The organism is Methylomonas montana (assembly GCF_030490285.1).
In the GTDB taxonomy this organism is placed as follows: domain Bacteria; phylum Pseudomonadota; class Gammaproteobacteria; order Methylococcales; family Methylomonadaceae; genus Methylomonas; species Methylomonas montana.
This window is the reverse complement of record NZ_CP129884.1, coordinates 2701491-2720617: the sequence shown is the minus strand read 5'-3', so window position 1 is coordinate 2720617 and position 19127 is coordinate 2701491. Positions and strand designations below refer to the sequence as shown.

Annotated in this window: 18 protein-coding genes; 11 read left to right on the top strand and 7 right to left on the bottom strand. The window is 55.1% G+C overall.

Annotated features, from left to right (window positions below):
• Positions 1–132 precede the first annotated feature (132 nt).
• Positions 133–798: a Crp/Fnr family transcriptional regulator gene (locus QZJ86_RS12620; protein WP_301670775.1), complete on the bottom strand. Its 666-nt coding sequence runs from the start codon at positions 796–798 to the stop codon at positions 133–135.
• Between the two features lie 532 nt (positions 799–1330).
• Here QZJ86_RS12620 and QZJ86_RS12615 point away from each other — a divergent pair.
• From QZJ86_RS12615 to QZJ86_RS12570, 10 genes are all read left to right on the top strand, one after another.
• Positions 1331–1519: a hypothetical protein gene (locus tag QZJ86_RS12615; protein ID WP_301670774.1), complete on the top strand. Its 189-nt coding sequence runs from the start codon at positions 1331–1333 to the stop codon at positions 1517–1519.
• Between the two features lie 31 nt (positions 1520–1550).
• Positions 1551–1841, top strand: a complete 291-nt coding sequence (locus QZJ86_RS12610; protein WP_301670773.1) for a hypothetical protein — start codon at positions 1551–1553, stop codon at positions 1839–1841.
• A gap of 7 nt (positions 1842–1848) precedes the next feature.
• Positions 1849–2283 carry a nitrogen fixation protein gene (locus QZJ86_RS12605; RefSeq protein ID WP_301670772.1) on the top strand — a complete coding sequence of 145 codons (435 nt, stop codon included), beginning with the start codon at positions 1849–1851 and terminating at the stop codon, positions 2281–2283.
• Between the two features lie 44 nt (positions 2284–2327).
• Positions 2328–3575, top strand: a complete 1248-nt coding sequence (locus QZJ86_RS12600; protein ID WP_301670771.1) for an HlyD family secretion protein — start codon at positions 2328–2330, stop codon at positions 3573–3575.
• Between the two features lie 8 nt (positions 3576–3583).
• Positions 3584–5698: a peptidase domain-containing ABC transporter gene (locus QZJ86_RS12595; protein ID WP_301670770.1), complete on the top strand. Its 2115-nt coding sequence runs from the start codon at positions 3584–3586 to the stop codon at positions 5696–5698.
• Positions 5699–5898: 200 nt separating this feature from the next.
• The gene (locus QZJ86_RS12590) at positions 5899–6090 is read left to right on the top strand and encodes a hypothetical protein (protein WP_301670769.1); all 192 of its coding nucleotides are present in this window, start codon (positions 5899–5901) and stop codon (positions 6088–6090) included.
• Between the two features lie 499 nt (positions 6091–6589).
• Positions 6590–9313, top strand: a complete 2724-nt coding sequence (locus QZJ86_RS12585; protein WP_301670768.1) for a LuxR C-terminal-related transcriptional regulator — start codon at positions 6590–6592, stop codon at positions 9311–9313.
• A 209-nt stretch (positions 9314–9522) separates the two neighbouring features.
• Positions 9523–10338, top strand: coding sequence for an Lcl domain-containing protein (locus QZJ86_RS12580; RefSeq protein ID WP_301670767.1), 816 nt, complete (start codon positions 9523–9525; stop codon positions 10336–10338).
• A gap of 314 nt (positions 10339–10652) precedes the next feature.
• Positions 10653–11456, top strand: a complete 804-nt coding sequence (locus QZJ86_RS12575) for an arylamine N-acetyltransferase family protein (RefSeq protein WP_301670766.1) — start codon at positions 10653–10655, stop codon at positions 11454–11456.
• A 117-nt stretch (positions 11457–11573) separates the two neighbouring features.
• Positions 11574–11918, top strand: coding sequence for an FUN14 domain-containing protein (locus QZJ86_RS12570; protein WP_301670765.1), 345 nt, complete (start codon positions 11574–11576; stop codon positions 11916–11918).
• Positions 11919–12119: 201 nt separating this feature from the next.
• Here the strand turns inward: QZJ86_RS12570 and QZJ86_RS12565 are convergent, their stop codons facing one another.
• The 3 genes from QZJ86_RS12565 to QZJ86_RS12555 all read right to left on the bottom strand — a co-directional run bounded on the left by QZJ86_RS12565 (position 12120) and on the right by QZJ86_RS12555 (position 15400).
• Complete coding sequence (locus tag QZJ86_RS12565; RefSeq protein WP_301670764.1) at positions 12120–12782, bottom strand: phage tail protein; 663 nt, start codon at positions 12780–12782, stop codon at positions 12120–12122.
• A 14-nt stretch (positions 12783–12796) separates the two neighbouring features.
• Positions 12797–13759 (bottom strand): PEP-CTERM sorting domain-containing protein, encoded by a 963-nt coding sequence (locus QZJ86_RS12560; RefSeq protein ID WP_301670763.1) that lies wholly within the window; start codon positions 13757–13759, stop codon positions 12797–12799.
• A gap of 609 nt (positions 13760–14368) precedes the next feature.
• Positions 14369–15400, bottom strand: a complete 1032-nt coding sequence (locus tag QZJ86_RS12555; protein WP_301670762.1) for an IS630 family transposase — start codon at positions 15398–15400, stop codon at positions 14369–14371.
• 46 nt (positions 15401–15446) lie between these two features.
• On the opposite strand from QZJ86_RS12555, the gene QZJ86_RS12550 reads away from it, so the two are divergent.
• Positions 15447–16523: a PA0069 family radical SAM protein gene (locus QZJ86_RS12550; RefSeq protein WP_301670761.1), complete on the top strand. Its 1077-nt coding sequence runs from the start codon at positions 15447–15449 to the stop codon at positions 16521–16523.
• 55 nt (positions 16524–16578) lie between these two features.
• On the opposite strand, the gene QZJ86_RS12545 is transcribed toward QZJ86_RS12550, so the two are convergent.
• The 3 genes from QZJ86_RS12545 to dbpA form a co-directional block, all read right to left on the bottom strand.
• Positions 16579–16950 (bottom strand): hypothetical protein, encoded by a 372-nt coding sequence (locus tag QZJ86_RS12545; RefSeq protein ID WP_301670760.1) that lies wholly within the window; start codon positions 16948–16950, stop codon positions 16579–16581.
• On the bottom strand, positions 16947–17309 hold the full coding sequence (locus tag QZJ86_RS12540; RefSeq protein WP_301670759.1) for a NifB/NifX family molybdenum-iron cluster-binding protein: 363 nt from the start codon (positions 17307–17309) through the stop codon (positions 16947–16949). The genes QZJ86_RS12545 and QZJ86_RS12540 overlap by 4 nt, the downstream gene beginning before the upstream one ends.
• 296 nt (positions 17310–17605) lie before the next feature.
• Entirely contained in the window at positions 17606–19036 is a 1431-nt protein-coding gene (gene dbpA / locus QZJ86_RS12535) for an ATP-dependent RNA helicase DbpA (protein WP_301670758.1), read from the bottom strand.
• Between the last annotated feature and the right edge of the window lie 91 nt (positions 19037–19127).

Below are 19127 nucleotides of genomic sequence, written 5' to 3'. Positions count from 1 at the left end.
TTTATCAAGGTAATAATTAACGTGCTTACCAGGATTTCGATCCGTACGCGGGTGCAGGTGGCTGGTATTGCGCCCGGCGGCGCGGCGCGGATGTCACGTAGTGGGGCCGATCAAAGGGCTTTTACGATAGCCTCACCAGGCCGCGGGCGGGGTATTTTCGATGCGGAGGGTTTTGTCGTCGACGCTGATATAACCGCCCTTGGTCAACTCCTTCATGACCTTGTTGATCATCTCCCTGGACGAACCCACCATCGTCGCCAGCTCCTGTTGCGTCGGCCGGTTATGGATCACGTATACATCGCCTTCTTTGTCGGCCATATCCTGCAGAATTTTTATCGTGCGCTCGTAAACGTTGGAGAGGGCCATTTGCTTGACTTTTTCGGTCAGAAAGCGGATTTTCTCGGCCAGCACGCCCAACAAGGCAATCGCCGCGTCGGGATGCAACTTCAACCACTGGATAAAGTCCGCCTTTGAAATTACCGCGCAGGTGGTTTTTTCCAAGGCTTCCACTGCCGCTGAGCGTGGTTCGTCGCTAAGCAGGGCCAGTTCGCCGAAGTACGAGCTGGCTTCCTGAATCAGTAGAGTCACTTCCTTGTCTTTCTCATTGCTGCCAAACACCCGGACTTTACCTGACAGGACGATGTAAAGTGAACTGGTTGAGTCCCCTTCGGCAATGATCATTGATTTCTTCGGAAATTTGACGGTTTTGGCGCGCGCGGCCAATGCCGCCAGCGCATCTTCCTCCACGTCGGCGAGGAATGGCATTTTGCTCAGATTGGTGATGATGTCTGCTTGCATGGCGATCTCGTGAAACCGGCTGGGGACTGTACTTATCGGCCGCATTCGGCAGATGAAGGGAACGGGCAACCAGCCTCGAGGCCCCGGTATTTCGATGCGGGTTTGGGGTGCAGTATTTCACAAATTCCCTGCCAATTAAATCACAGCCGCAACGGTTTTACGGCAAACGCCGGTCTTGCTGCAACTTCATTCTCTTTAGCGAGCCGTAGCGTTTCGTTTTCCGGGGTAAAAATCCCCGAATGCCCTTCAATCCCTTCCCACCCCGCCTCACCTATTCCATCCGGGAAAATATCCGAAAGTCGCCGCCGGAGGGACTGCGTTGGCTGCTGGCGCTGATGAAAAATATCCGGAACGGCGGTGGAATTTTTAACAGAATTTCAATGAGCTACGCGCCTAAAGTATCAATACCCGCTGCATTTCGCAAACCGCCAGCCGGGTATGTGATGCGGCCGCACGATTACATAGGCGGCCGGTATCGCAGTTTTGGAGGGTCGGAACATTTCGGCTCGGTTATGACTTACGGAGAAAGAAAATGTCTCAAAAACATGTATTCGATCAAAGCCTTAAGGTTTTACGGCAAGGCGAACTGAATCAGGTATCCGGCGCTTATATTGGCCAGGATCAAGACTTAAGCCAATTTCCGCGCAGGATTTGGCCTTACATCAATCCTGGACATTTTCTCAATCCTGAAACCCTGATTCCGAGCGTAATCGCCGGCTAACTTTGTTTTTAACCAATTTTGGAGAATTGTCATGTCAAGCAAAATCACTCGAATTTCATCCGAAGAGTTATCAGCCTTTGCCCAGCAAGGCATCCGACGCGCCATGGAAGCCCGAGAGGCTGCTGGCGTCGAACTGAGCCAGGAGCAACTCGATCAGGTCAGCGGTGGCGCTAGCCTGAGTCAGTTGCTAAGCGTAGGTGTTATTGCTGGTGGCCCTTGGTGGCTCGATCAGTTCAACGGCTTTGACACCGGCGTGACCAACCCCGCAGCCGGTGTCGGGGGCTTGGCCGTTGATGCGCAAGTTCAAACCATGTCGGTTTGATAGTGTCATGGCCTCGGATAACCCAGTGTTATGCCCCAGCGCGCAGCCGGAATGGCCAGGTGCTCAGGCGATCGGGGTGATGGCCGGTACGGCGGATAAACCGGAAATGGCTTATCTGAATGCGCCGCAACCGGTCACCGGGCAATTGCTGGAGATGGCCGGCTCGGTCAGCCCGGCGGAAGTGTTCCGCTTCTCCGCGCCATGCGCCTGCAAGGGATGCGGGCACTATGTGGAGGGTGAGTCCAGATGCCGGCTGGCCGAGAAAGTTGTGCGCTTGATGCCGACGGTGACCGAACAATTGCCGGTATGTGCAATCCGCTCGGAATGTCGTTGGTGGCGACAGGAAGGCCGCGCGGCATGTTTCAGATGCCCGCAAGTGGTGACCAATAACCTCAAGCCGACCGAAGAAATGCGGCTGGCGGCTGACTACAGCGTTCTCTGAGGCGTTGGTCTGTATGTTTAATCAGGTGAGAAGGAAACGACGAGATGAAACACGAGTTATTTCGACAACAGGCCTTGGACTTTAAAAAAGACAAGCCGCTCGGGGAGGTGATTCGCGTGGAGTCTTTGTCGTTTGCCTTACTCACCACTTTGGCGGTGTTCTGCGCGGGGGTATTGGTGGTGTTTGCGTTTTGGGGCGAGTACACCCGCAAATCCCATGTCAACGGCTATCTGTCGCCGAGCATGGGTTTGATCAAGGTTTACGCGCCACAGGCGGGCACCTTGATCGAAAAACACGTGCGTGAAGGCCAAATCGTCAAGACTGGCGATACCTTGTTCGTGCTATCGACGGAAAGCAGTTCGCGGGAAACCCCGCAAGCCCAGGCTGCGGCGATAGAGCAACTGAAGCAGCGCCGCGAAAGCCTGGAAACCGAACTGATCAAACAAGCCGAAATCGACCAGATTCAATACCGTTCGCTGCTGGATCGCCTGCATGGCTTGCAGCGGGAACTGCAACAGGTCAACAGCGAGATCGACACCCAGCAGCAACGCCTGGCCGGGGCGGCGGCGACTTCGCAGCGTTACCAGCAACTGCTGGAGACAAAATTTGTGTCCGCGGTACAAATTCAGCAAAAACGGGACGAATGGCTGGATCATCAGGCCAAACTGCTGGCCCTGCAACGAGTGCAGATGGGCCTGCAACGCGATATCCGCTCCGCGCAACTGGAAGTAGACAGCAGCCAGATGAAGTTCAAGAATCAGCGCGCGGCGATCGAACGCAATATTTCCACGCTGACCCAAAACATCACCGAATCCGAATCGCGGCGCAATATCGTCATCACCGCGCCGCACGATGGCACCGTGACGGCGATACTCGCCGAGCAGGGCCAGAATGCCAACACCGCCAATCCGTTGCTGTCCATCCTGCCGGCCGGCGCGAAGTTGCAGGCTCAGTTGCTGGTGCCTTCCAGCGCCGTCGGCTTTGTCGAACACGGCCAGACCGTATCGGTGCGTTACCAGGCGTTTCCGTACCAACGCTTCGGCAGTCATCGGGGCCAGATCGTCGAAATCGCCAAAACCCTGATTACCCCGAAAGATGCCGACTTGCCGGTCACGTTGCAGGAATCGGTGTACCGGGTCACCGTGGACATCGACAAACAGACGGTACAGGCCTACCGGCAGGATATTCCATTGCAAGCCGGCATGTTGTTGGATGCCGACATCTGGCTGGATCACCGGTGCCTGATCGATTGGGTATTCGACCCTCTTTATAGTGTCATTGGACGGGTTTAACGATGAGTATGCAAAACCTTTTGGACTTTTCCGGCCGTAAGAAAGCGCCGCTGATTCTGCAAACCGAAGCCGCCGAATGTGGCCTGGCCTGTCTGGCGATGATCGCCTCCTATCACGGCCACAGAGTCGATTTGGCCAGTCTGCGGCAGAAATTTTCGATGTCATTGAAAGGCTCGACGCTGAATCATCTGATCAGGATCGCCGATCAATTGCATCTGGCCTCCCGGCCGGTGCGGGTCGATCTGAACGAATTGAGCAAACTCAGCCTGCCGGCTGTTCTGCACTGGGATTTCAACCATTTCGTGGTGTTGACCCAGGTCAAGCGCGGCGTGGCGACGCTAAAAGATCCGGCCAAGGGTATGCTGAATCTGCCCTATACCGAAGTCTCCAAACATTTCACCGGGATCGCCCTGGAATTGGCGCCCACTCAGGCTTTCACCCCGAAAACCGAACGCCAGCAAATCAAGCTTTTCCGCCTAATCGGCCAGTTGGACGGTGCCTCCAGCGCTACCTTGCAAATCATTTTATTGGCCGCGGCCATCGAAGTATTTGCAATCGTAGCGCCTTTTTTTATGCAACTGGTGGTCGATAACGCGGTCGTCGCCCGTGACAGTAATCTGCTGACGGTGCTGGGCTTGGGGTTTTTATTGCTGGCTTTGATACAGACCGCGATTACCGCGCTACGGTCATGGGTGGTCATGGTGCTCAGCACCTCAGTCAATCTACAGATGATGAGCAATCTGTTCGGGCATTTATTGCAATTGCCGATGAGTTTTTTCGAGAAACGTCATCTCGGCGACATCGTCTCCCGTTTCGAATCCTTGAACGTCATTCAGAGGACATTAACGACCAGCTTTCTGGAAGCGATCGTCGATGGCGCGATGGCGTTGGTGACGCTGGCAATGATGTTGATCTACAGTTGGAAGCTGGCGGCCGTCGTCAGCCTGGCTGCTCTGTTGTACGGTCTGTTACGGCTGGGTCTGTTCACGCCGCTACGCGCCGCGACTGAGGAACAAATCCTGCGCTCCGCCAAGCAGCAGACCAATCTGCTGGAAACCGTGCGCGGCATGCAGAGCGTCAAACTATTCAACCGGCAGTTGCAGCGCCGCAGCGGCTATCAAAATCTGATGGTCGATCATTTCAATGCCGGCATCCGCGTGCAGAAACTGAACATCGTCTATCGGGCGTTGAACAGCCTGCTGTTCGGCGTCGAGAACATCGCGGTAATCTGGATGGGCGCCTTGTTTATCCTGGACGGCGGTTTCTCGGTGGGAATGCTGTTTGCGTTCATGTCGTTCAAAGACCAGTTTACACACCGGGTCGGCAGCTTCATTGAAAAAGGCATCGAATTCAAAATGCTGGGTCTGCACACCGAACGGGTCGCCGATGTTGCGCTGGCGGAAACCGAAGCCGATCCATTCGACGGCAGCAGCCACGCCGACCTGCCGGCGTCCATCCAGATCCGCAATCTGAATTTCAGTTACGCGCCGTCCGAGCCGCCGGTCTTGAAAAACCTGAATCTGGATTTTACCGCCGGCGAGTCGGTGGCGATCGTCGGTCCTTCCGGTTACGGCAAAACCACGCTGGCCAAGCTGATTCTGGGCCTGCTGCAACCCACGGGCGGGGAAATCCTGATCGGTGGCGTGCGCTTGAGCCAAATCAATGCCCATGATTACCGCAACATGGTGGCGGCGGTGATGCAGGAAGATCAACTATTCGCCGGCTCGATTGCCGACAATATCTGCTTTTTCGATCCAGAGCCGGATCAGGCCAGGATCGAAACCTGCGCGCAACTCGCTGCCGTGCATCAGGACATCGCCGCGATGCCTATGACTTACAACACCTTGATCGGCGACATGGGCACGGTGCTGTCCGGCGGCCAGAAGCAGCGGGTGTTGCTGGCCAGGGCCCTATACAAGCGCCCGAAAATCCTGGTGCTGGACGAAGCCACCAGCCATCTGGATGTGGCTCGGGAAAGGCTGGTCAACGGCGCGGTACAACAACTAAAATTAACCCGCATCATCATCGCCCATCGCCCGGAAACCATCGCTTCGGTGGATAGGGTCATCGATTTGCAGGCCATCGCCGAGCAAGAGCAGCTGGAAAGGCAGGTGGCCGCATGACGGCGGTGGCTTTGGCAACTCGCGATTGAGCTTTCTACAGGGCAAGCCTTGTTCCGAAATCAGCCACGCCATAGCCGTCCGGTGCTGGTAGTTTCATATATTGAAACTACTCATCAATATAATCCGGTATTGTGGATTGTTTATTAGCCGATATAGTTGAACCGTACCGACTAAACAACTGAAAACAGTCTAGCGGCGAAATGAATGCATTTAAAAATCGCGGTAGCGGCTTGGCTGCGACGTTGTGCTTATTGGCCGGAATTCTTGGCTTGCTACCTGTCGAGTTTGTGGTTTTCACATTGTTATTTACATTGGTGATACGCAGCGGGCGTTACTTGATCCCATTGGCCACCGCGAGCGAACCGAAAGCCAAGGAGCTGGATCAGACCTGAATATGCTTGATTCAACCTGTTTTGTCGTTCCGATCAAAGCGGACACCCTGAAAATTCAAGGTCTTGCCTGTTTTCAGGCGTTAGTGTCGAGAGCCAAACTTTGTGTTGGTCAATTCCTTCAAGCCCGCATAACTTTACGCACAGGATTAAGGACTATGTGTCGGGCATCGATTTTCAGTTTATCGCCATAAACTGTAGGCGGTTGACCGCCTAAATGCCACGCTATACACTGCGGCCATGATTAAAATGGTCAGGCATAAGAACTTCGCGGCCGTTAGCAAGGCGGCAATCGCCGGGTATCGAGCTTCGGGCCTGGACAGGAACCGCTAGTACTATGACCCGGCCGCCTGCTCGATAACTATCAACGGCTTGGCTGTAAACTGTCCATGTCTTTTCACAGATTCCGTTCGGTGCCGTGTTTGCCGGGCTGGCGATACCTACCGGCGTCTAATAATGACGAGCAATTGTAACGGCAACGATTGCCAGACCCTATTTTTCCATGTATCAGGATAGTATCTCTTACTCCGCAACCGACAATCTGAGCACGATAGAGGCATTGCCGGTCTGGAGTTCCGCGGCGGTTACCAAATTTCGCGCCCCACAATTGCGGACAAGCATCGTTTCGCGGCCGGCCTTGCTGCAACGCCTGCAATCATTGAGCGATCAGCACCGGGTGACGCTAGTCTGTGCGCCGGCCGGTTTCGGCAAGAGCACTCTGCTGGCTCAGTTGGCCGACGCCGAGGATGGCGTCGAAAGCCTGTGGCTGTCCCTGGACGAAGACGACAATTACCCCAACCGCCTGTTTGTCTCTTTACTAGGCGCTCTGGATAAACTTGCACTGAAGTGGCCGGTCGCTCCGCAGATACTGGCTTCGCAAGTGGACAGCGGCGGTTCCGGCGCGCGCGCCGCGGTGGCTGGATTGGTCAATGCCTTGTGCAGTTACCGGAGCGGACGGTTGCGGCTGATCGCCGACGATCTGCATCGCATCAATGACAATGGCGCACTGCGCCTGCTCGACGAGTTGATAGATCGATTGCCGCCGGAAGTGGGATTGGTGATCGGATCGCGCGTCGAGCCGCCGGCCTTGTCCCTGTCCCGTTGGCGCGCGCATGCCGAACTGGGCGAACTGTTCCTGACCGATCTCCAGTTCAACGAATCCGAAGCGCTTGCTCTCGCTAATGCCCGTTGGGCCGGCGACGTGTCTCCGGACATGGTCCGGCAGGCCTTGACGCGCACCGAGGGCTGGGCAGCCGGTCTGCAACTGATGTTCGGTGCGGCGGGTGGCAGACTGGCGTCGGGCCTGGAATTTGTCGGCGTTCGGGCCTCCCGGCATTTGTTCGATTATTTCGCCGCCGAGGTGCTGGCAGAATTGCCGCAGGATTTACGCGATTTTCTGTTGCATTGTTCCATCCTGCCGGAACTCGACCCACGGCGTTGCGCCGTTGTCAGCGGGCGAGGTGACGCCCGCCTCGCGCTCGAGGAATTGTACCGGCGCAATCTGTTTCTGACCGTGCTCGACGACAGAGCGCCGGTGCTGCGGCTGCACGATTTGTTTCGCGATTACCTGCAAGGCGAACTGGAATTGCGTCATTCCGGTTTGCCTGAGGAGTTGCACGCCAGGGCCGCAGCGGCCGAACCAGTCACGCCGCGTGCGGTGATGCACTGGCTCAAGGCCCGCCACTGGGACGAAGCGGTGGCCTTGATTCTGCGTTGCGCCGAGCCGTTGTTGGCGGAAGGCGGTTATGCGCTGATCGAGCGCTGGATAGGGCTGTTGCCGCAGCCGATGTCGGAGCAATATCCGGAACTGGCCAGCCTGCAGGGGATGTGTCGCTGGGCCTGCTACGACTTTATCGGCATGCGCGAGCCTTTGGAACGAGCTTGTGCGGGCTTTCGCCGACAGGGAGACAGCCCAAATCTGGCCAGGACGCTGCTGATTCTGGCGCGTAGCGTACATAACAACGGTAATCTGGAATACTGCGCCCGGCTGCTGGACGAGGCCGACAACCTCGAACTCGATCTGCATTTGCGCACGGCCATTCATGCCTTGCGCGCCTGGCAGGCGCTGGCCGATGGTCGGCCGCAAAACGTCGCCTCGGTCCTGCATGCCATCGTTGATGCGGTCGAAGCCGATCCGGCTACCTTGTATCCATCGATTAGCGATCTGTTCAACGGTTTCTTTTATGGGATTCCGGAAACGCTGGCACCGCTTGGGCGGCTGCGCGAACTGTGCTCGGCCTGGAGTGAGCAGCAAGCCGTGCATTGGCAGGTGGAGGCGATGGTGCACAGCGCCTGGCCGGCTTTCTGGCATGGCGAAAAAACGGCGGTACTCGCCGCATTAGCCGAGCAGTCCCGTTTCCAGCAGCGCATGGCGGCGTTGCCGGCGCTGTGGCTGGATTTTCATCAGCTAAGCGGCTGGATATTGGCGGCCGGCGGCGAGTTTGATCAGGCCGTGGCCATGGAGCGGCGCAATCTACAGATCGTCGATTCGGTAGAGTTCGGCTCCCTGGCCCCCAGCTGGCGGCGGGTCGCCGTCATCAATCTGGCCTGTGTTTATTGGGTCGCACAAGACGCCGAGGGGCTTGCCCAACTGGGGCCGGAGTTGGTTCTCGTCAGACAGCCTGCCGAATGGCCGATGGTTGACACCGGCCGCGCATTAGTCTTGGGCCAGATCGCGTTGTTGGAGGGACGGCTGGAAGAGGCCGAAGCGGAACTGGTGCGCGCGCAGGCATTTTATCAACGCTGGCGCCTGCCGGCTTTTATGAGTACGCCGGCGGTTAGTCTCGCGCTGTTGCGTCTGGCCCAGGACGACCCGGCTGCAGCCTGGGCGATGTTCGAACCGGTGTTGGCGGAAGCCCTGCACGAAGACTGTATCGGCCCTCTCTTGCTGGAGCCGCGCCAACCGCTGAGCCGACTATTGGCGCTAATCCCAAGCGCGGAACGCGACCGCTACCAGCCTATACTGGCCAGGCTGGACGGCTGGCAATCCGTAGCGGCGCCGGCAGAAAAAAACGTCGGCAATGCCGAGTCTTCATTGACCGAGCGCGAGATCGACGTGCTGCAACGCATCGCCGCCGGCGACAGCAACAAGCAGATCGCCCGGATTTTCGGCTTGAGTCCGCATACCGTCAAACGCCATGTCGCCAACATTCTCGGCAAACTCGAGGTTGTCACTCGCGGCCAGGCGGCTGCCTGGTGGCGCGATCACGGCGATAGCCGCAATTAAATCGACAGCCCGTCCGGGGGCGAATCCAAATTTGCCATTTGCAAACTGCCGTAGCGACAGGCGTATGGCCCATTTTTCCCTTCTCCAATGGCTCTTTCGGGTGATGACGTCCCGTGTTCAGATATTGAAAATAGCGCTGAAGCCGCACGTACGCCGTACCAAGGCCGTGCGGCAGATCAGTCTATTTTAACTTCCGTGAGATAACGAACATGAAGAATCATCATTTGCTAGCGCCGTTGAGCCTGGCGATTTTTCTTAGCAGCCATTCGGTGGAAGCGTCCTTATTGGGCCGCAGTCTGACCGGGGCGGGCGTCGATAACAATGCCGACACCTTCGAAGCCTATTACGACGACGATCTGGGTATCAGTTGGAGCCGCGACGCCAGTATGTTTAAAACCTGGGCCGTGGTATCGGGCGATGCGGCGAATTTTGTCAACAGCATCATCAGTGCCGTAGGTGGACGAGTTTACGATACGCCCAACAAATACGATACGCCGGCCAATAGCGGTTATCACGACCTGACCGCAGCGGATTTCAATACCTCGACCGGTAATCTGAGCTGGTTTGGCGCTCAAGCTTGGGTTGGATATCTGAACAACATCGAATACGGTGGCTATAGCGACTGGCGCTTGCCGACTATTCCTGCAACAACAACAGGTTACGACAGCACCAGTGAGTATGGGCATTTGTTCTATAACGAGCTGGGTGGCATTGCGGGGCGCCCCATTAGCTTGGTGCATAACGCCAATTACGGCCTGTTTGCTAATATCAACGATCAATCCGGCCATTACTATTGGTCGGGCACCGAGCATAACACCACGCCCTATAGCGCACGTATATTCAGTTTTTACTCCAGTGCCGGCGGCACGCAATTGAAAGACAACACCACGTTATCGGCCTGGGTGGTGCGCGGCGGCGATGTGGCCGCAGTGCCATTACCTGGCGCGGTCTGGATGTTTTTGACAGGATTGCTGGGTTTGTTGGGTATCAGACGAAATCAGCACAGTATCGATCAGCCAAACTAATGCATGGTTGAATGTAATGCACAACAGCACGATATTCGTGTTTTCCAGTGATCGGAAATGAGTTGGAAGCTGCAGACATCCGGCTTCCCAAACGGGCGCTTGGGAAACCGGACACTCAGGCATCGAATGCGTTATTTGAGAAGGACCATCCGCCATCTGTGCTAGTTTCCTTCGGTTTTCTTCGGCAAAGGCCGCTATTCAAATCCGCCTAACTGCTTGCAGGATGATCCAAACGGCCCAATAATGAATGCGATAATACCGTCGCCTGATGCAGCACGCAGGCAATTCCATTCAATTCATCGTGATTTGGCAACATGACTTTTCAGTTAAACGACTATTTACAGCGCATCGCTCTCGACAAACCCGAGCCAACCGTAGCCGGTCTGGCGCAATTACAGCGGGCGCAACTGAGCGCTATCGCCTTCGAAAACATCAACCCGCTGTTGGGTGTGATACCCGAGCTGGAAACGCCTGCCTTGGTCGAAAAAATCCTCGACAACGGCCGCGGTGGCTATTGTTTTGAATTGAACGGTCTATTGGGGCTGGCACTCGATGAACTGGGTTTTGCTTATCAGCCCATCATGGCCCGTGTGCGGATGGGACGTAGCGAAGGCGGTCCCCGCCATCATTTGGCCTATATTGTCGAAGCGGAAAGCCAATCCTGGCTGGTGGACGCCGGCTTCGGCGGGCCGAGCCACTTTCACCCTTTAGTTTTGGGAACCGAGCGCGAGCAGCAACAGGGGCACAACATCTTCCGAATCCGCTACGAAGACCACAGCGACGAGAGCGTACTGGAACGCCGCCAGGACGGCGACTGGTTCGCCCTGTACAGTTTCGACCGGGCCACGGTGCGGCGCTGTGATCTGGATGCGGCGAACGTGTTGTGCGCTACCTGGGACCAATCGCTGCTGGCGCAAAATCTGCTGCTGTGCCGCAACACCGAATCCGGCTGGATTCAGCTGTTCAATAACAACTTTACTAAGGTCCGCGCCGGCGAGCAGACCAGTATCGTCGTCGAAACCGCCGAACACTTGGGTTCACTAGTGCGTAATGACTTTGGCATCGCGGTTACCGACTCGGAAATTACCGGCATCGCCAGCCATCTGGGATTGGTGTAAGGGGCTATGGCTTCCAGACTCCAGTATCAGAATATCTCAGTCCTTGGCAATTCGTAGCTTGGGCCGGATTCGTTATAAAATCATCGGCGATTTTTTAATGATTTACGACTGGATTTTATGAACAACGCCATTGAAACACACGCTTCCAACGACATTTTTTCCGAGGCCTTCCTGCTGGGTAATATAGGCGCGCCGTTTATTCTGGGGATGGCGGTAGGCTATTTTGCCAAAAAAATGCTGCGCACGGCTTTGTTCGTGGGTGGAGCGATTGTCGTGATTTTGTTCGCTGCCGAATATTACGACCTGATCAACATCAATAATCTGGCTTTGGAAAATGCGGCCAGTTCCGCCGCTGAGGCTGCCAAGGAGTCCGGCAGTTTCTTGCTGGACCGTTTGGCGGTATTTACCAGTCGGGGCGTTAGTGGTGCGGGCGGTTTTTATGTGGGATTTAAACTCGGCTAAACCGGTTTTTATTTGCGTTGCCGCGCCTTGAATTTGGGTCGTTCGCACCCAGGATCTACCGGTTGTCCCATCTATCGAAGGTTTTTGCCTGGTTTCATAGTTCCCGCGCTGGGTCGTGGGAACTATGAGTGTCGGCGGATCCTCGCCAATTTTGTGCCAACAAACAGGGCAAAGCAGGCGAGACCTATCCGATTCCAGCCGCTAATTTCGGGAAGGAAAAATACCTTGTGTGGCTACACAGTATTTGATACCCAAAACAGGCGAACGAACGTAAAGGGGCTGGTTTCCTCCCGCAATGCCTACTTGGGTCGTTGCCGATGCTGAAGTGCTGATGGCGCCTGGGTCTAGCGACGTATTAGGCGTTGCGTTCGAATATAGGTTATCCCTGGATGCCGAAGCCGCCAATACTTTTCCGGACGGATTGGTCGTGTTGCCGGCACTGCTTACCGCATTAATCGAAGCAGACATGGTCACGTTGGTTTGTGCTGTGTGGTTGTGCGCGGGCATTTGGTTTGGGAGTATGGTGACAAATTCCGAACCGGTTTCTTCGCCGACCTGGATAGGCGATAGCCCCGGACCTTGCCCGTCCCCGACCGGAGAACGGCCGCGCAGATCCGGCAGCGCGAACGTCTGCACCCCATCGCCACCATACTGCGTACCCAATAACGCAAACAAGGCTGTATTTTGCTGAATGCTCAGGGTCTGTCCGGCTGCTTCCAAATAACCGCGGGGGCAGAAGTTATAAGTGAATGTGCAAATTTCGCCCAGAAAGGGGTCGGAACCGCAAGCCGAGGCGGATAGCGGTAATCCGGTGATGGCGATCATGGCCAGTTTTAATAGTGGTTTGAATGTTGGTTTTGACATGATAGTTACCTATATTAGATGTTAGCGAAAGAAACGTTGGCGCGGCGTTTGGATGCGAATAGCGAAATAAAGCCGATAGCCAGCAAGGTTAAGCTTTCCGGTTCAGGGACCGTCGAAATGCGTTGATTTACGACCGAATCGACGGTAATCAGGGTCGAGACGTTGCCAAAGAAACTACCGGAATCGGCGGAGCCGCGTAACGATACTTCGGCTGCGCTATCGCCTAAATTGATTAAATCACCGGGATTTAACAGAAACGTCAACAGCAAGAAACCGCCATCGGTCAATGTGCCGCCAAAGCCGGCAGCGGAATCGACCAGGTTATTGGTGAACAGAAATTGCTGATTGCCATTGATGGTATCGGAAAGCGCTTTCGCAAATAGCAACTCCGTGCCATCTTGTTTATGCAGCGTTACTAGTGATTCGGCAAATTCGCCATTGTCGGTAGTAGACCTTACCGTATCGGTGGCGCTGGCTTGAAAACTGAATTGAAATTTCAGACTGACCAGGAAGCTATCCAAGGCTGAATTGTTTTGCAGCGAAAACGTATAGTCGCCGAATAAAGGGTTAACCACTGAAGCGCCGTTTGTGGAGTTTCCGCTGGCGTTAAAATCAATCCCGAACCCATCGCCAATATTTGTCAAATTACCCGTCAGCGGATCGGCACCGGTGATTGTCGCCCCACTCAAGGTAGTGGTCGCCGTCGCACCGCCAATGATGCTAGTCAACGAGCCGCTTTGCGTGGCATTAATCGGTGCCGATGGGGCGCCTAAGCTGTCGAACTCCGCCGAGCCGTGAATCACAATATTGCCATCGAAAGCAGCGGCCCAAGCAGATCCTGAATGTGCGCCGAGCAACAATGTAATCGCCAATGCCACACTGGAAAGCCTGCCGCGATGGTTTATCGATCCCGATGTGATTGACGGTATGGTCTTAATATCGCTATCGAAGCGCTTTTTAAATTTAATTGAATCCATATTAATACCTCTTTATTTGATTAGGTTTGTCGGGTAATAAAAAATACAGACATCCCGTAATTATTTAACGGTAGTCAATTGAGAGATTTTGTATCTTTCCATCAACATACCGCTTACTAATTTTTAAAGTTAAGCTTTTTAACGGTTTGTCGTTATTTAAAAAAATGTATTACATGGATTCATAGCCAATTCTTGTGCCAGTGATGATTGGGTTGTGTAAAAACAATCTAACTTTATGTTTTTTATCTATTTTATTTGTAGGTATTTGGCGGAAGCCGGCGGCGAGGCGAACTGGTACGTAATCGTTTCGGCACGATATGTCGCGCGAAGTACGAAATATCGTTTTGATAAGAACCTGGGTGATGGCTAATTTACTGGCTTAATATGCAGTAATTTGAAGCGTGAGAAAAATAAGCTAGAAAATCAATGCGGCCAAATTAATAAATATTAAATGACTGTTTGGCTTGTGTTTTGGATATTGACTTGGCGCAAGTAAATTCATTTGTCGATAAGCGGCGTTGCTTGAAACCTGTGCTAAGCCGTTGTAGATTGCAGTTTCAGTATTCATATTGTTCGACCATGTTACTGCTCTTAAAGAAAGTATTGTCACTAACCTGCATATTGACATTCTGGGTGTCTGAAAAAAGATTTCACGACATGTGGGAGTTTCTGTAAGCGATGCATGGCGGATTGGACGAGTTTCTTTAATTCAATTTTATTTTCTGGCATTTGCTTGGCGACGCGCGGTTTGATATAGCCCCAGACCTGTTCGTCCGGATTCAATTGCGGCGCGTACGGTGGTAGAAAAACCAACTGCAACTGACCTTGCTGTTGCTCCACAAACGTTTTAACGCTCTTGGCTTTGTGAATCGGATGGCCGTCGACGACCAAGATGATAGGCTGTTCGGCACCGCGCAGCAGACGTTTCAGGAATTCGATAAACACGTCGGCTGTGACGTTGCCTTCTTGCACCATAAAGCGAAAATCGCCCCGCGCACTGACCGCAGAGATCAGATTCAAACCATATCGTCGCCCGGTCGCCTTCACGGTCGGCGTCCGACCGACCGGCGCCCAGGTGGTGCCAGCATGAAAGTCGGAGCGCACGCCGGCTTCGTCGGCAAAATAAATCACTGCACCCGTGCGTTTGGCTTCAGCCTTCAATGCCGGAAACTCGTCGGCCTGCCACTGTTCCACCAAGACCGGGTCCTGCTGCCAAGCCCGATACAAGGGTTTTTGCGGGGTAAACCCCAGCAACCGCATGATCCGTCCCACACTCGGCGCGGTCAGGCGTTTGCCAAACTGGCGATAGATGACTTCCCCGATGAGCGACAAGGTCCACAAGCCAAATTCCAGTCTCATTTGCCAGGGTGTTTTGTCCCGCACGGTCTCGGCGATCCAGCGCATTTCGTCGGGCGTCACCAGCGGTGGGCGGCCCGTAATCTTCTTGGCCAGCAGGGCATTTTGACCGCCGGTTGCAAAGTCGGACAACCACCGAAACACCGTGCGAATGTTGACGCCCATCGCTGCCGCCACACTGGCCGCCGTCTGCCCATTTTTCACCGCTTTGACCGCCTGCTGTCGCATCACTTGCAGAGTATGGTGATCAATTTCCCGGCCGTCTGAATCTCGTTTACATTTCATGGAAATATTATCTCATGAATATGGCTTAACTTATTTTAAGAGCAGTATGTCCAAACCCCTGATCCACAAAGGCCGCGCCAGCATCAGCAATGTCACCGGCCGCTTCGAAAAGCAAAGCGGGCAGGCCGAGGATGACGGCTGGGGCAGTCTGGACGCGGAACTGCCGCCGTTGCAGACCGAGGTGATCGTCGACAGCAGCAAGTCGCTGATCAATTACAATGATTCGCCGGATATTCCGTTCGACCGCTCCATCAATCCATATCGGGGTTGCGAGCATGGTTGCATCTATTGTTTTGCCCGGCCCACGCATGCTTATCTGGGCTATTCGGCGGGATTGGATTTCGAGAGTCGGATTCTGATCAAACCCGATGCGGCGTGCCTGCTACGCGAGGAACTGGGCAAGCGCAATTATCGTTGCGCGCCCTTGGCTTTGGGCACCAATACCGATCCTTATCAGCCGCTGGAACGCCAGCATCGGTTGATGCGGCAGATTCTGGAAGTGCTGGCGGAAACCCGCCATCCGCTGAGCATCGTCACCAAGTCGGCATTGATCGAGCGCGATCTGGATATATTGAAGGAGATGGCCGGGCAAGGTTTGGTTTCGGTATATTTATCGATCACCACGCTGAATAGAACATTGGCACGGACGCTGGAACCGCGCGCCGCCGCCCCGCAACGGCGACTGGAAACCGTGGCCCGCTTGCGCGAAGTCGGTATTCCGGCCGGGGTGATGGTGGCGCCGCTGATTCCGGTGTTGACCGACTACGAACTGGAAGCCATCGTCACCGCCGCACACAAGGCTGGCGCGCTCAGCGCCGAATACATACTGCTGCGCTTGCCGTTGGAAGTGGCCGATTTGTTCGAGGAATGGCTGCGCCAGCATTATCCGCTGAAGGCCGAGCATGTGATGAACAGGGTGCGCGACAGTCGGGACGGCAAGGCCTATGATCCGACATTCCATCAGCGCCTGCGCGGCAGCGGAGCCTATGCCGAGTTGATTGCCCAGCGCTTTCGGTTGATCAGCAAAAAGCTGGGCATGGATAAATCCTTACCGCCGCTACGCACCGATCTGTTTCGCAAGCCTACCGTCGGTGGGCAGATGAGTTTCGATTTTTTCGACTGAAATGTGATTTGGTGTTTGGCCGCCGAGCGCATGAGCGGCCGGCGTTGTTGATGTTTTAGGCGTCGGCTTCGTCGTCGCGGCTGTCTTCCAGCAGGCCTTGTTGGCGTATCATTGCCTTAAAACCTTTCATCACCGGCCGGGAAATCGTGGTTTCCGCCAGCAGGCGCTTTTCGTAGATTAGATTTTTTAGCGCTTCGTCATCACCCAGTTCGCGGGCGGAAGCGATTAAAGGATGCAGTTCAGCGTCCAGGAATTGGCCGGGCAGATATTTGATCTGGTCGTACAGCAATGCCATCACGACTTTTTCGCCCGGCCGCATTTTGCATTTGCCGTCCAGGATTTTCAACATCACCGTGACCGCGCAATCGACATGGATCGGTGTCAATGGATTGGCTTGCAGCCAGCTGGCGATTCGTTCCGGCGTCATCCGATGTCCTCGCCGGCCGCGGTGCGTCGGGCATAATCCAGCAAGGACTCCTCGACTGCGGCATAGGCATATTCGGAGACGGCACGCACACCTATGGCATGGACTTTCTCGGTCGGGCCATCGCCGATCCGGGCGACGAATACCGCATGGCAATCCTTGATGGCTTCCAGAATACCGCTCATCGCTGACTGGTCGGAATGCTGGCCCAGACAGTAATGCGCAACCTCTCGGCTTTCCAACAGTTCACAGTGGTCCGCTGTAACGTTATAGATGCCAAACTTTGTAGCGTGGCCGAAATGCTCGTTGATCGAAATATTGTCCTTGCTGGCGACCGCCAGTTTGATCGGAAATTGGATCATGATCGATCCTTACCGCCATGTCGGCGTGACAGGGTGGGCAAGGAGGCAGCAAATGTGTTGGCAGCTTTTATCATCGGGTTCCGTAAGGAAAGGGAGCGTCTGTAAAAACCAAGCAAAACAGATACCAATCTCGGTAACGCGCTGTTAGCTGCGTGATACATAGCGTCGAGCAAGGCATTCGGCCAGGAATTTGTTGGGTTTGCGACGAGTGAACCCAACAATCCAACCATTACCGGCGAACAAATTTGGGGAATTCGATCAGCCCGATTTAGCGCGCTAGTCCGGTTATATAACGATCAATCCTTCAATATCCGCACTTTCACCGGTTTACCCTTCAGTTTGCCGGCCGATAGTTTGCGCACTGCGTCGCGGGCAATGTCGCGGGTGACCGCCACAAAGGTGGTTTGATCGGTGACGGTGATCTTGCCTACTTGTTCGGCATTGAAGCCGGCTTCGCCGGTCAATGCTCCCAGCACGTCGCCGGGGCGGATTTTGTCCTTGCGCCCTCCCAGTATCAGCAGCGTCGCCATTGGCGGTGTTAACGGTGCGGCATCAGTATTTTGCAGCGCCGCCAGGCTGTGCCAATCCGGATCGATATTCATCTGCTGGGCGATGGCGGACACTCGCCGCTGCTCGGCGGGGCCAACCAGGCTCAGCGCCCAGCCGTTTTCATCGGCGCGGCCGGTGCGGCCGATGCGATGAATGTGGATTTCCGGATCGGGCGTGATGTCGACGTTGATCACCGCTTCCAGTTGAGCGATGTCCAGCCCGCGCGCCGCCACGTCAGTCGCCACCAGCACCGAGCAACTGCGATTGGCGAACTGAATCAGTACCTGATCCCGCTCCCGCTGTTCCAAATCGCCATTCAAAGTCAATGCATGAAAACCTTGGGCATGCAGGACCTCAAGCAAGTCGCGGCATTGCTGTTTGGTGTTGCAGAAGGCCAGGGTGCTAATCGGACGATAATGTTTGAGCAACACGGCGACGGCCTTAAGCCGCTCACGGTCTGTTACCTCGTAGAAGCGCTGGCGAATCTTGTCATCCTGATGCTGTTCCGGCAGTTTCACTTCCTGAGGATGGCGCAGAAACTGGCTGGCCAGTCTGGCGATGCCTTCCGGATAGGTGGCGGAGAACAGCAGGGTTTGGCGGCCGGCGGGGCATTGTTTTGCCACCGAGGCGATATCATCGTAAAAGCCCATGTCCAGCATCCGGTCGGCTTCGTCCAGTACCAGGGTATTCAATGCGTCCAGTTGCAGACTGCCGCGGCTCAAATGATCGATGATGCGGCCCGGTGTGCCTACCACGATATGGACGCCGTGCTCGAGACTGGCCGCTTGCGGCCGCAGCGGTGTGCCGCCGCATAACGAGAGGATTTTAATATTGTCGGCAAACCGGGCCAGTCGGCGGATTTCCTGCGTGACCTGTTCGGCCAGTTCGCGGGTCGGGCACAACACCAAGGCCTGGACCGCAAACCGGCGTGGGTTAAGGTTGTTCAACAAAGTCAGCCCGAATGCAGCAGTTTTGCCGCTACCGGTTTTTGCCTGGGCGATCAGGTCGTGGCCGTCCAATGCGATCGGCAGGCTGGCGGCCTGAATCGGCGTCATCGTCAGATATTCAAGCTGCTGCAAAGTGGCCAGCATATCCGCTGACAGCGGCAGGGTATGGAAAGAACTCTCTGCTGTGTTTGCCGAGGCTGAGGAGGGGATAGCTGGGGTGATAGTATTCATACGTTATTATCCGCGTCCGTCGATGATAAGTCTGTAAAAACTTGGGGTTTTCTCGGCTTTAACGGCGACAGGCGGAGTCTGTGCCGTCGAA